Origin of the sequence: Pseudomonas sp. B37(2017) (assembly GCF_002112885.1) — a bacterium.
Lineage (GTDB): Bacteria > Pseudomonadota > Gammaproteobacteria > Pseudomonadales > Pseudomonadaceae > Aquipseudomonas > Aquipseudomonas paraglycinae.
This window is the reverse complement of record NZ_NEIX01000014.1, coordinates 1-13,018: the sequence shown is the minus strand read 5'-3', so window position 1 is coordinate 13,018 and position 13,018 is coordinate 1. Positions and strand designations below refer to the sequence as shown.

Sequence of the window (13,018 nt, the reverse complement as noted above, 5' to 3'; positions counted from 1 at the left end):
GAACCCGGCCGCTGGCCGGGCTCAACCCTGAACGGAATCGTGGTCATTTATGGAACAGTCGAAGTTGCGCAAAGTCGGTCTGGGAGTCGCGTTGACGCTGGTGGCCGGGTTGGTGTTCTACACGGTGCAGGCGCCGGCCGAGGCACCGCAATACCTGACCGCCACGGTCGAACGCGCTGACATTGAAAACGCAGTGTTGGCCACCGGTTTGCTGGAGGGCATCAAGCAGGTGGACGTCGGTGCCCAGGTTTCGGGCCAGTTGAAGTCGCTCAAGGTCAAGGTCGGCGACAAGGTCAAGAAGGGCCAGTGGCTCGCAGAAATCGATCCGCTGGTGCTGCAGAACACCCTGCGTCAGGCACAGGTCGATGAGGAGAATCTGCAAGCCCAGCGCCGGGCGACTCAGGCTCAGCTGCGCCAGACCAAGGCGATCTACGAGCGCTATCAGAACCTGCAGGAGGACGCCTCGATCTCGCGGCAGGATTTCGAAACCGCGCAATCGAACTACGAAGTGCAGCAGGCCAACCTGTTGTCGCTGGACGCGCAGATCAAGAGTGCGCATATCCAGATCGACACCGCCAAGGTCAATCTGGCCTACACGCGAATCGTCGCGCCCATCGACGGCGACGTGGTGGGCATCGTGACTCAGGAAGGCCAGACCGTGATCGCCAACCAACTGGCGCCGATCCTGCTCAAACTGGCGGACCTGGACACCATGACCGTCAAGGCTCAGGTGTCGGAGGCCGACGTCATTCACATCGCGCCGGGGCAGGAGGTGTATTTCACCATTCTCGGCGAGGACAAGCGTTATTACGGCAAGCTGCGCGGTACCGAGCCTGCGCCGCAGAACTTCCTCGAAACCCCGCCCGCCGGCACGCCGAAGCAGAACACGGCGGTGTTCTACAACGCGTTGTTCGAAGTACCGAACCCCGATCATCGTCTGCGTATTTCCATGACGGCTCAGGTGCGGGTGGTGCTCGACACCGCCAAATCGGTGCTGACGATTCCGGTCGCGGCGCTGGGTCCGCGCAACAACGACGGCAGTTTCCCGGTGCGGGTGTTGGACGCCAAGGGCCAGGCGCAGTCGCGCAATGTGCAGACCGGGATCAATAACAACGTCAAGGTGCAGGTCAACGACGGTCTGGCCGAAGGTGACCGGGTGGTGATCGGTGATCCGGTGACGAAAGTGGCAGGGGCATGAGCATGACCGAACCTCTGCTGCAACTGACCGGCATCAGCCGCAGTTTCACTGCGGGCGACCGTGAATTTCTGGCGCTGAAAAACATCAACCTGACGATCCACGCCGGGGAAATGGTGGCGATCATCGGCGCCTCGGGCTCCGGCAAGTCGACCCTGATGAACATCCTCGGCTGCCTCGATTACGCCACGGCCGGCAGCTACAGGATCAATGGCCGGGAAACCCGGGATCTGGACAATCAGGCGCTGGCCGAACTGCGCCGTGACTATTTCGGCTTCATCTTCCAGCGCTACCACTTGCTGCCGCATCTGAGCGCGATGCACAACGTCGAGATGCCGGCGATCTACGCCGGCACGCCGGAGCCACAACGGCATGCGCGGGCCCGTGAATTGTTGGCGCGCCTTGGGCTGGAAGGGCACCTGACCCATCGTCCGAGCCAGCTATCGGGCGGTCAGCAGCAGCGGGTGAGTATCGCCCGCGCGCTGATGAACGGCGGCGAAGTGATCCTCGCGGATGAGCCGACCGGCGCCCTCGATACCACCAGCGGCAAGGAGGTGATGCGGATTCTGCTGGAGCTGCACGCGGCCGGGCACACGGTGATTCTGGTGACCCACGACCCCAAGGTCGCAGCCAACGCCGAGCGCATCATCGAGGTCAGCGACGGCGAAATCCTCAGCGACCGTCGCAACGAGCGCGACACCACTGCATTGAGCAATGAGGACGCGGTGCCCAAATCCACGGCGGCGCGGCGTCTGGTGGCCAGCCTCGGGTTGTTCAAGGAAGCGTTCAACATGGCCTGGGTCGCGCTGATCTCCCATCGGATGCGCACCTTGCTGACCATGCTCGGGATCGTCATCGGCATCACCTCGGTGGTGTCGATCTCGGCCATCGGCGAAGGGGCCAAGCGCTATGTGCTCAAGGACATTCAGGCCATCGGCAGCAACACCATCGATATCTATTCCGGCACCAGTTTCGGCGACAGCCGTTCGGCCGCCATCGAAACCCTGGTGCCGGCGGACGTGACGGCGCTCAATCAGTTGTACTACGTCGACAGTGCCACGCCGGTGGTCGGGCGCAATCTGTTGCTGCGCTATCGCAATATCGACCTCGATGCGCAGGTCAACGGGGTCAGCGATCTGTACTTTCAGGTGCGCGGAATCAAGATGGAGTCGGGCATTGCATTCAGCGAAAGCGATGCCCGGCGCCAGGCGCAGGTGGTGGTGATCGATCACAACACCCGCCATCGATTGTTCGGCGAAGGAGTCGATCCGCTGGGGCAGGTGATCCTGATCGGCAACCTGCCGTGCACCGTGATTGGCGTGGCGGCGGAGAACAAGAACATCTTCTCGTCGAGCAAGTCGCTCAACGTCTGGGTGCCCTATGAAACAGCAGCCGGGCGGCTGTTGGGCCAGCGTTACCTGGACAGCATCAGCGTGCGGATCAAGGACGGCCAGCCGAGCAAGGTGGTGGAAGACAACGTCAACAAACTGATGCTGCAGCGTCACGGCACTAAAGATTTCTTCACCAACAACCTCGACAGCGTGATGCAGACCGTGCAGAAAACCAGCCGCTCACTGGCGCTGTTGCTGTCGCTGATTGCGGTGATTTCGCTGGTGGTCGGCGGCATAGGGGTGATGAACATCATGCTGGTGTCGGTCACTGAGCGTACCCGTGAAATCGGCATTCGCATGGCGGTGGGGGCGCGGCAGTCGGACATTCGTCAGCAGTTTCTGGTGGAGGCGGTGATGGTCTGTCTGTTGGGCGGCGCCATCGGTATTTCGCTGAGTTACGCCATCGGCCATCTGTTCTCGTTGTTCATCAAGGAATGGGAAATGGTGTTCTCGCTGACCTCGGTGCTCACGGCGGTGATCTGCTCGACGCTGATCGGCATCGTGTTCGGCTTCGTGCCGGCACGCAATGCGTCGCGGCTCGACCCGATCGAGGCGTTGGCGCGGGACTGACCGGCGGGCATGAAAAAACCGCCGTCCCTGGCAGGGCGGCGGTTTTTTTTACAGGCGCGTGAACGATCAGGCCGCGTTGGACGGATCGCAGGCGGCCGGGCAGTCTTCAGGTGAATACATCCAGCGCATCAGCGAATGGCGGCCGCTGATCCCCAGTTTGATGGCGGCACGCTTGAGGTAGCTCTCGACGGTGTTGACCTTCAACTGCAACTGTTCGGCCAGTTCAGGCGCGGTGCGGCCGGCAAGCAGGCCGACGCACACTTCCATCTCACGGTTCGACAGGCTCAGGCCCAGTTGCTGCACGCGTTCGCAAAAGCGCAATCGCAGGGTTTCCAGACCTTGCAGCGATGCTTCGGTCGCTGCGGCCTGCGCCTCGGGATCCGCATTCGCCGGTTGCAGCGCGTGGATGTGCTTTTCCACCATCGGCAGCAACACCGGGGAGATGTCCTGCAACAGGCTGCGCTCCCGTGCGGAAAACCGCTTTGACGGCCCGCAGCGGTACACGGAGATCACATAACGGTAACCGTCCTTGCGTCGGGTCAGGTGCAACTGTGAAGCATCGGTGACCGTGGAGGGTTCGGGGGCGGGCACGTCGCTGCTGCCGGGATCGGTGCTCAGTTCGGAATACACCGTCTCGGCCGTCAGTGTCGCCTCTTTGGTGCATTCAGGATCGGTGCGAGGTTGCGCGCGTCCGACCGGCTCCACGCGCATCTGCCGGATATGTGTGGCATCCACGGCCAGTTGGGTGAGGATCAGGTCATGCAGCATCCGCGGAAAATGCCGGCTGCCGGTGCTGGCGATGACCTTGCCGATGTGAGGGAACAGATGTGAGTTCATGTGTTTCATCCATGAGTAGCAATGGGGGAATTGCGCTTTCCCGACTCTCCGGCTGATGTCCTTGGCCGGCGACCACAAATCGGGAAATTTGGATCCTATCCTAGTACAACGTTTGAGCGACCGTTTAATGAAGGGGTTATTAGCTCATAACCAGGCTGAGTGGCGTGGCGCGAAGGGTGCTGCCCGTGTCGCGGTAATAAGTTCGTAGGTCTTCGAAGTGATTAATGAAATGTCCTACAGAGGTTTTCAGGTAAGTCCTACTTATGACAGCTATTAACGCGCATAAAAAAGCCCGTTTCAGCCGAAACTGAAACGGGCTTCTTCCCGCATCAACGACCGGTTACTTCAGGTCGTTGAAATGGTCTCGCAGGAATTCGTAAAAGCGGAACGCTTGAAACGATCTCCATACGAGGCTCAGCGTACGCAGCAACAGCTTCATACGTTTTGGCCTCCAGGTCGGGGGCCAAACCTCCAGCGCACTTACCGGATCATGTGTGCCTTCGGACAGACAGGTCAGTGCTGTCCGTGAGGCGGCCGGTTGTGATCCCTCCGAGCCATCATTCCGGCACGGGTGCAAAACCGTGTCGAAGGGCATGAAACCGTTATGGTTCCAGCCAAACCTCACGTATGCACTGTCGAGTGAGCGTCCGCATACTAACCTGTCTTATGACGGGATTTTGAGGATCCTGGATAAAGGCCTGACAAGTTTTGTAATTCGTTATTTCTGTCAGCATGATCAGGCCTTCTGAATGCCCGTCAAGACCGCCCTTGGCTTCACATAATGACATTCAATACACATGCAAAATAACGTTGCAACGAACGCCAAAGATAAATAGTATTCCGCTACGTCAGTGCTGTCCGTGAGATGCATCAAGCCCAGCCGCAAACTGAGGCTTACCGAAAAACCGCCCCGCAAAGGCGGTTTTTTTTCGCCCATCGTTTGGCCCTCGCCAGCGATCCTACGCCTCGGTCAGCGAAGGCAGCGCGGCATCCACCAATTCGATCCAGTGCCGGACCGGCGTGCGCCCCGCACCGTCGAGGTGCGCCTGACAGCCGATATTGGCGGTGACGATGACGTCCGGATGGCCGCTTTCCAGGGCATTGAGTTTTTGCTCGCGCAACTGCCGGGCCAGTGTTGGCTGAGTCAGTGAGTAGGTGCCTGCCGAGCCACAGCACAGATGTGCGTCCGGCACAGTCGTGAGGTTGAAGCCCAGTCGAGTCAGCACCGACTCCACCGCACCGCCCAGTTTCTGCGCGTGTTGCAAAGTACAGGGACAGTGAAAGGCCAGGCGCTGATCGGCGTGGATGCCGAGGGATTCGAGCGGTTCGTCTCTTAGCACTTCCACCAGATCCCGGGCCAGCGTGCTGACACGTCTTGCCTTCTCGGCGTAGACCGGATCGGCACCGAGCAAATGCCCATAATCCTTGATGAACGCACCGCAACCGCTGGCGGTCTGCACGATCGCCTCTGCACCCCGCTCGATGGCCGGCCACCACGCATCAATATTGTGACGGGCGCGGTCAAGGCCGGTGGCCTGGGCGGCGAGGTGATAATCCACCGCGCCACAACAACCAGCCTCGCGGGCCGGGATCACGCTGATGCCCAGACGATCCAGCACCCGTGCCGCTGCTGCATTGGTATTGGGTGACAAGCCCGGCTGCACGCAACCCTCCAGCATCAGCACTTGCCTTGCATGTGAGATGACGGGACGTGATGCAGGCATCACCGCGTTGCGTGGCAGTTTGTCTTGCAGGGCATCGGGCAGTAGCGCCCGTAATATCTGACCGCCATTGACCAACCCTTTGAACAACCGCGGATTGGGCACGATGTTTCGCAACCCTTCACGCAACAGGCGCTGCCCGAGCGGCCGCGGGACGGCGGCGTCGACCACCGCTCGGCCGATGTCGAGCAGGTTGTGATAATCCACGCCGGAAGGGCAGGTGGTTTCACAGTTGCGGCACGACAGGCAGCGATCCAGGTGTTGCTGGGTTTTCGCCGTGACTTCGTTGCCTTCAAGCACCTGTTTGATCAAATAGATGCGTCCGCGCGGGCCGTCCAGTTCATCGCCGAGCAATTGATAAGTCGGGCAGGTCGCGTTGCAGAATCCGCAATGAACGCAGGTGCGCAGAATGCGTTCGGCCTCTTCGGCGCGGGGCAGTTGTCGGGCTTGCGGGCTGAGGGTGGTCTGCATGGCTCAAAGCTCCGCGTACAGACGCCCGGGGTTGAAAATGCCCCGGGGGTCGAGTTGTCGTTTGAGTTGGCGGTGATAGTGCAGCAGGGCGGGCGTCAGAGGATGGAACGGTTCATCGATCAGGCCGTGGCTGTAGCAGGTCGCATGTCCGCCGACTTCGCCGACCACTTTGCGAATGGTCGCCGCTTCGGCTGTCGATTTGAGCCAGCGTTGCGCGCCGCCCCAGTCGAGCCACTGCTCGCCGGGCAGGTTCAGCGGCGGCGTATTGAGCGGCACGGACAGGCGCCAGAGCGGTTGGTCTTCATCGAAGAAGCCCAGGCGTTGCTCGTTGAGGTCGGCCCAGAAGGAACTGTCGATCAGCTCTCCGCCAAGGCGATCATGGGCGGCCGCCACTGAACCTTCACCACCCTCCAGACGCAAGCGCAATTGCCGGCCATCGTGACACGCGGCGCTGATCGGCAACGGCTGCTGGCCCCATTCGGCCAGGCGCAGCAGGGCTTGTTCGCCGGTCATTTCCAGACTGAGGCTCAGGCACGCGCGCGGTTTGGGCAGCACCTTGAGCGAAACTTCCGTGGTGACCCCCAGCGAGCCGTAACTGCCGGTCATCAGGCGCGACAGGTCGTAGCCGGCGACGTTTTTCATGACTTCGCCGCCGAAGCGCAGATGCTTGCCACGTCCCGTGATGATCCGCGTGCCCAGCACAAAATCGCGCACCGATCCCGACCAGGGGCGACGCGGCCCGGACAGGCCCGTGGCGATCATGCCGCCGACCGTGGCGTCGTCGGCGAATGCGGGTGGTTCGCACGCCAACATCTGTTGTGAAGCGTCCAGCACGGTCAGCAATTCTGTTAGCGGAGTGCCGCAGCGTGCGGTGATCACCAGTTCGGTCGGGTCGTAGCTGACGATGCCGCGATGGGCGCGGGTGTCGAGAATCTCGCCACCGATGATGCGTCCGAGAAACGCCTTGCTGTTCGCCCCCTGGATGCGCAGCGGCGTGGCGCTTTCCAGTGCCCGGTTGACCTGCTCGAGCAACGCGGCGCTGTCATCGAAATCCTTGGTGTCACCCATCAGAACCGCTCCAGCTCGGGGAAGGGCAATTGCCCGTGGTGTACGTGCAGGGCGCCGAATTCGGCGCAGCGATGCAGGGTCGGAATGTTTTTGCCGGGATTGAGCAGGCCGCCGGGGTCGAAGGCTGCTTTTACGGCGTGGAACAGGGTCAGCTCATCACGGTTGAATTGCGCGCACATCTGGTTGATTTTTTCCCGGCCCACGCCATGTTCGCCGGTTATGCTGCCGCCAACCTTCACGCACAATTCGAGGATCTTGCCGCCCAGCGCTTCGGCACGTTCCAGTTCACCGGGCTGATTGGCGTCGAACAGAATCAGTGGATGCATGTTGCCGTCGCCGGCATGGAAGACATTGGCAACCCGCAAGCCATATTCGGCTGAAAGCTGCGCAATCGCGTGCAGTACGCCAGGCAACTCGCGGCGCGGGATGGTGCCGTCCATGCAGTAATAGTCCGGCGACAACCGGCCCACGGCGGGGAAGGCATTCTTGCGTCCGGCCCAGAATCGCACGCGCTCGGCCTCGTCCCGGGCCTGGCGCAACTCGGTGGCGCCGGCGTGTTCGAGCACTTGCCGGACCCGCGCGCAGTCATCGTGGACATCAGCCTCAACGCCATCGAGTTCGCAAAGCAGAATGGCTTCGGCATCCACCGGATAACCGGCGTGGATGAAGTCTTCGGCGGCGCGGATCGCCAGGTTGTCCATCATCTCCAGGCCACCGGGGATGATGCCGGCGGCGATGATGTCGGCCACTGCGCGGCCGGCCTTTTCCACGGAGTCGAACGCCGCCAGCAGCACTTTGGCAGTCTGGGGTTTGGGCAAGAGTTTGACCGTAACTTCGGTTATCACCCCGAGCAGTCCTTCGGAACCGGTGAACAGTGCCAACAGGTCGAAACCGGGGGAATCCAGCGCGTCCGAGCCCAGCGTCAGATGTTCGCCATCGACTGTAAGAATCTCGACCTTGAGTAGATTGTGCACGGTCAGACCGTACTTGAGGCAATGCACGCCGCCGGCGTTTTCCGCCACGTTGCCGCCGATGGAGCAGGCGATTTGCGAAGACGGATCGGGCGCGTAATACAGCCCGAACGGCGCAGCGGCCTGGGAAATCGCCAGGTTGCGCACACCGGGTTGAACCCGCGCGGTGCGGGCTTCGGGGTCGATCTGCAGGATATTGTTGAAGCGCGCCATCACCAGCAACACGCCTTTTTCCAGAGGCAGGGCACCGCCAGACAAACCGGTCCCGGCGCCCCGGGCTACCACCGGCACCCGTCGTTTGTGGCAGATGCGCAACACACCCTGAACTTCATCGATGTGCCGTGGCAGTACCACCAGCAAGGGCGTGGTGCGATAGGCGGAGAGGCCATCGCATTCATACGGCTTGAGTTCTTCAAGCTGATGCAGGACTTCAAGATCCGGCCACTGGCGCTGCAGGGCTTGCAACAGTGCAGCTTTGTCGACGTCGGGCAAAACGCCGTCGACCTGTTCGTCGTAAAGAATGTTCATGATCGGTGGACGACCCTCCGTTGTCGTTATTCGAGGCCGGTGCCGTTTTCCATCATTGGGCCGCTGACACCGAGAAGTAAAGCGTAGCGGCCGGAGGTCCGTTGTCCCGCGTGCTCCTGTAATATGCGGCCACCTCACCCCAACGAGCATGGAAAATGGATTCTCACTCGATTCTGGCCTTTACCCTGGTTGCCGCGATTGCCATCGCAAGCCCGGGGCCTGCGACCCTGATGGCGATCAACAACAGCCTGGCCCACGGTCAGCGTAGCGCGATCTGGTCATCTTTCGGCAATGCCAGCGGCCTGTTCTGTCTGTCGGCTGCGGCGATGCTCGGCTTGGGGGCGTTACTGGCCAGCTCCGAAATGCTGTTCAACGCGGTCAAAATCATCGGTGCCGGTTATCTGTTCTACCTCGGGATCCGGCAGTTGTTCAAAAAAGGTTCGATGCTCCCCGAGAGCGTTGAAGATGAGTCGAAGAAGGTCCGGCCCACTCGCAGCAAACTGTACAAGTCAGCGTTCCTGACGGCCGTGACCAATCCCAAGGCGACAATGTTCTTCACTGCACTGTTTCCGCAGTTCATCGATCAGGGCGCGACATTGCTGCCGCAGTTTCTGATCCTCACCTCGATTTTCATGGCGTTGTCGGTTACGTCGCTGACGCTCTACGCGGCGCTTGCCTCCCGCGCCAAGGGCGTGCTGACCCGGCCTGCGCTGTCCCGCTGGGTCAGTTGCGTAGTGGGGACTACGTTTATCGGTTTCGGGGCTGCGATTCTGACGATGCGTCGGCAGGCCGCGTAAGTAAAAGCCGTCCGACTGAAATCAGTCATCCATTCAAGGAAGCATTGCGTGACACTCAGGGTTTTAGTGGTCGGCGGTTATGGGAGTTTCGGCAGCATTGTCAGCCGGCATTTGATCGGCATTTGATTGAGATGCCTGACATCGAGCTGCCGAAAATGGTTCTGGATGGATGTTGCCGGTTTTCTGGGGATGTTCGTGATCGTGCTGCTGATGGTGACGAAGATGACGCCGGGGCAGTGGGTCGACCTGTTGGTGTAGCGAACGCAACGCCCGATACACCCGCACCGGACGTCGCGTCGTATCAGGCGAAGCTCAATCCAGATCGCTTGCTTGATGTCGCTCTGGAACCTGGCTCGCTTCATCGCCCCACGTCCGGTTGACGCGCTGGCCACGAATCACCGCAGGCCGTTCGGCAATCTCTTGCGCCCAGCGCTGCACGTGGGTGTATTCGTGAGCGGAAAGAAACTCGGCGGCGGAGTACACGTTGTTGCGCACCAATTGCCCGTACCAAGGCCAGACCGCGATGTCGGCGATGGTGTATTCGTTGCCGGCAAGGTAGGGGCTTTCGCTCAGGCGGCGATCGAGCACATCCAGCTGCCGCTTGGTTTCCATGGTGAACCGGTTGATCGGGTATTCGAGCTTTTCCGGCGCATACGCATAGAAATGCCCGAAACCGCCGCCCAGGTAGGGTGCCGAGCCCATCTGCCAGAACAGCCAGTTCAGGGTTTCGGTGCGTCCCGCCAGGTCGGTGGGCAGGAAGGCGCCAAATTTTTCCGCCAGATAGAGCAGGATCGAGCCGGATTCGAAGACGCGAATGGCCGGTTCTACACTGCGATCCAGCAGCGCCGGAATTTTCGAATTGGGGTTGATCTCGACAAAGCCGCTGGAGAACTGGTCGCCCTCGTTGATGCGGATCAGCCAGGCGTCGTACTCGGCGTCGGTGCGCCCGAGCGCCAGCAACTCCTCAAGCAGGATGGTCACTTTCACGCCGTTGGGCGTGGCTAGTGAGTACAGCTGCAACGGGTGTTTGCCGGTCGGCAGCGTCTTGTCGTGCGTCGGCCCGGCAATCGGGCGATTGATGCTGGCGAACTGGCCGCCGGACGGAGCGATGTGTTTCCAGACCTTGGGTGGAGCGTAGGGCGCCTTGCTCATGAAACGGACCTCATCGGTTGCGAGGAATATCATGTGGCCACATCGTCGCCGGCCACTCCCTCTATATAGAAGAATACTGTTCGTCAGCGGCAGAGCGTGGGCGCGAACCTGTGCGCAATTGCGCCGGACTCACGCCGAGGCGCTGTTTGAAGACTGTGGTCATATGCGCCTGCGAGTTGAAACCGCAGGCGAGGGCGATCTGCGAAAGACTGTCCGTTGTATCGCGCATTGACGCTCGGGCTTTGGCCAATCGTCTGTCGATCAGGTAACTGTGGGGGCTTTTGCCGGTTGCCTGCTTGAAGGCACGCATGAAGTAACCCTCGGACAACTCCAGCAATTGCGCCATCGCCGGGACGGCGAGCGGATTGCCGAGACCGGCGTCGATGAATTCATCCAGCAGGCGCATGCGGCTGCTGGTGATCGAGCCTGGAGGCGACACCGCTTCATGACCTTCGACCCGTTCCGCCAGACCGAGCGCCCAGCTTTCCCAGTCATCCTCCAGAGAGGCATGCAGCAACGCACTGCGCATTCGCGACGCGAGGTGAATGGCCTGCGGGTCGATGCGATTGTTGAACGCCCGGTCACCCGCCAGTGCTGTGCCGTCGGTGCGTATCACTCGCAGGTACTCGCCGCCCATGGGCGACTCGGACAGCACGTCACATCCAGCCGGAACAAACGCCAGGCCATTGGGCATCGCATCGAAGGGGCGTATCCGGTCAGTACCAATGGCGTGCACGCCGTGCTGGCTGTCGAAGGCAAAGCCGATCGCTGACTGGGTCGCCACGTACCGCGCCGAGTAGGCTGCGCCCGGCAGCAACTCGATCGCCCACGGACCGGCCTCGATACGACGTATCGGTTCAGCGACGGTTATGGGGTGGCGCCGGTTTCGATGGTTCATGAGCACCATAGTAGAGAAGAGGTCGGATAAAAGTCAGGTCGGTTTTTTGAAAGCCGACGTGGTGCGTCCGTGCCTAGACTGGGCCAAAGTCCAGGGAGCCATCTAAATGCACACATTCACTCGCGACGACATCGAAAACGCTGCCCGCCAGGTTTACCAGGTGATGCCGCCTACCGCCCAATACCGTTGGCCGTTGCTGGCCGAGCGGTTGGGCTGCACCGTTTGGGTCAAGCATGAAAATCACACACCGACCGGCGCCTTCAAGGTGCGTGGTGGTATCACCTTCATGCACTGGCTGCGTCGTGAGCATCCGGCTGTCAAAGGCATCGTCTCCGCGACGCGCGGCAATCACGGTCAGAGTCTGGCGCTGGCAGCGCGGGCGGTGGGCCTGAAAGCGTTGATCGTAGTACCGCAGGGCAACTCGGTGGAAAAGAACAATGCCATGCGCGGCTTTGGTGGTGAGGTGGTCGAGTACGGGCGTGATTTTGACGAGGCCCGTGAAGAGGCGGCGCGCCTGGCGCAGGAGCATGACCTTTTTCTGGTGCCGCCGTTTCACGTTGAACTGGTCAAGGGCGTGGCGACCTATGCGCTGGAGCTGTTCGTTACGGCGCCGGATCTGGATACGGTTTACGTGCCCATCGGCTGCGGATCGGGGATCTGTGGTGTCATCGCTGCTCGCGACGCGCTAGGACTGAATACTGAAGTGGTGGGGGTGGTGTCGACGGAGGCCGCAGCTGCCAAGCTGTCGTTCGAAGCGAATGTGATCTGCGAAACGGCGTCGGCGAATACCTTTGCCGATGGCCTGGCTGTGCGCAAGCCGATTGCGCAGGCGTTCGACATCTATAAGGAAGGGGCGGCGAGGATCATCTCGGTCAGCGAAGGCGAGATTGCCGAAGCCATGCGTGTGTATTACACCGATACCCATAACCTTGCAGAGGGTGCAGGCGCCTCAGCGTTGGCTGCGTTGATGCAGGAGCGTGGGAGGATGGAGGGGAAGAAGGTCGGGGTGATTCTGTCCGGGGGGAATATCGACCGGTCGGTGTATGCGAAGGTGATTGGTTGATTACGGATGTGTAGGCGGGGTCGGCATTCAGTGGTAGCGATACGTTCGCGTCTACATAGAAGCGGCCTTTTTCCCTCTCTTGATAGAAACGCAAATTAAGGGTTGACGGCAGATTCTGAGTCTCTATAATTCGCCCCACTTCCGGCGCAGTCGAAACGAAAAACTCCTTGAGATTCAATGAGTTAAGTAGGTTTCGAAGGTGGGTCGCTTCAGTTCATCGAAGCCTGGGAGGAGTTGGAAATGCCGGTTTGTCTGGCGCTTTCAACGGTTCGATCTTCTCGGTCGAAAGCGGAGAAAAAGAGGTGTTGACAGCAGCGTGTAACGCTGTAGAATTCGCCTCCCGCTAACGAGAGATC

General features: G+C 60.7%; 10 protein-coding genes and 1 pseudogene. 5 read left to right on the top strand and 6 right to left on the bottom strand.

From position 1 onward, the window contains the following. The first annotated feature begins 49 nt into the window (after positions 1 to 49). Positions 50 to 1,198, top strand: a complete 1,149-nt coding sequence (macA, locus tag CAF90_RS25970) for a macrolide transporter subunit MacA (RefSeq protein WP_085608936.1) — start codon at positions 50 to 52, stop codon at positions 1,196 to 1,198. Between the two features lie 2 nt (positions 1,199 to 1,200). Continuing rightward, on the top strand, positions 1,201 to 3,156 hold the full coding sequence (locus tag CAF90_RS25965; RefSeq protein WP_085609001.1) for a MacB family efflux pump subunit: 1,956 nt from the start codon (positions 1,201 to 1,203) through the stop codon (positions 3,154 to 3,156). A 66-nt stretch (positions 3,157 to 3,222) separates the two neighbouring features. Here CAF90_RS25965 and CAF90_RS25960 read toward each other — a convergent pair whose 3' ends face one another. The 4 genes from CAF90_RS25960 to glcD all read right to left on the bottom strand — a co-directional run bounded on the left by CAF90_RS25960 (position 3,223) and on the right by glcD (position 8,752). Beyond that, positions 3,223 to 3,993 (bottom strand): helix-turn-helix transcriptional regulator, encoded by a 771-nt coding sequence (locus CAF90_RS25960; protein WP_085608935.1) that lies wholly within the window; start codon positions 3,991 to 3,993, stop codon positions 3,223 to 3,225. A gap of 959 nt (positions 3,994 to 4,952) precedes the next feature. After that, on the bottom strand, positions 4,953 to 6,185 hold the full coding sequence (gene glcF / locus CAF90_RS25955; protein ID WP_085608934.1) for a glycolate oxidase subunit GlcF: 1,233 nt from the start codon (positions 6,183 to 6,185) through the stop codon (positions 4,953 to 4,955). A 3-nt stretch (positions 6,186 to 6,188) separates the two neighbouring features. After that, a complete protein-coding gene (gene glcE / locus CAF90_RS25950; protein WP_085608933.1) occupies positions 6,189 to 7,253 on the bottom strand; it encodes a glycolate oxidase subunit GlcE in 1,065 nt (354 codons plus the stop codon). Beyond that, positions 7,253 to 8,752 (bottom strand): glycolate oxidase subunit GlcD, encoded by a 1,500-nt coding sequence (gene glcD, locus CAF90_RS25945; protein ID WP_085608932.1) that lies wholly within the window; start codon positions 8,750 to 8,752, stop codon positions 7,253 to 7,255. The genes glcE and glcD overlap by 1 nt, the downstream gene beginning before the upstream one ends. A gap of 155 nt (positions 8,753 to 8,907) precedes the next feature. Here glcD and CAF90_RS25940 point away from each other — a divergent pair, with 155 nt between their 5' ends. Next, complete coding sequence (locus tag CAF90_RS25940; RefSeq protein ID WP_085608931.1) at positions 8,908 to 9,549, top strand: LysE family translocator; 642 nt, start codon at positions 8,908 to 8,910, stop codon at positions 9,547 to 9,549. A gap of 150 nt (positions 9,550 to 9,699) precedes the next feature. Further along, positions 9,700 to 9,807 (top strand): annotated as a pseudogene (locus tag CAF90_RS29420) (DUF2269 domain-containing protein); the annotation flags it as partial. A 54-nt stretch (positions 9,808 to 9,861) separates the two neighbouring features. On the opposite strand, the gene yghU reads toward CAF90_RS29420, so the two are convergent. Both yghU and CAF90_RS25930 read right to left on the bottom strand, forming a co-directional pair. Then, entirely contained in the window at positions 9,862 to 10,701 is an 840-nt protein-coding gene (gene yghU, locus CAF90_RS25935) for a glutathione-dependent disulfide-bond oxidoreductase (protein WP_085609000.1), read from the bottom strand. A 61-nt stretch (positions 10,702 to 10,762) separates the two neighbouring features. Beyond that, positions 10,763 to 11,608 (bottom strand): AraC family transcriptional regulator, encoded by an 846-nt coding sequence (locus CAF90_RS25930; protein WP_085608930.1) that lies wholly within the window; start codon positions 11,606 to 11,608, stop codon positions 10,763 to 10,765. Between the two features lie 97 nt (positions 11,609 to 11,705). Between CAF90_RS25930 and CAF90_RS25925 the strand changes: the two genes are divergently transcribed. Continuing rightward, on the top strand, positions 11,706 to 12,662 hold the full coding sequence (locus CAF90_RS25925) for a threonine dehydratase (protein WP_085608929.1): 957 nt from the start codon (positions 11,706 to 11,708) through the stop codon (positions 12,660 to 12,662). Positions 12,663 to 13,018 lie beyond the last annotated feature (356 nt).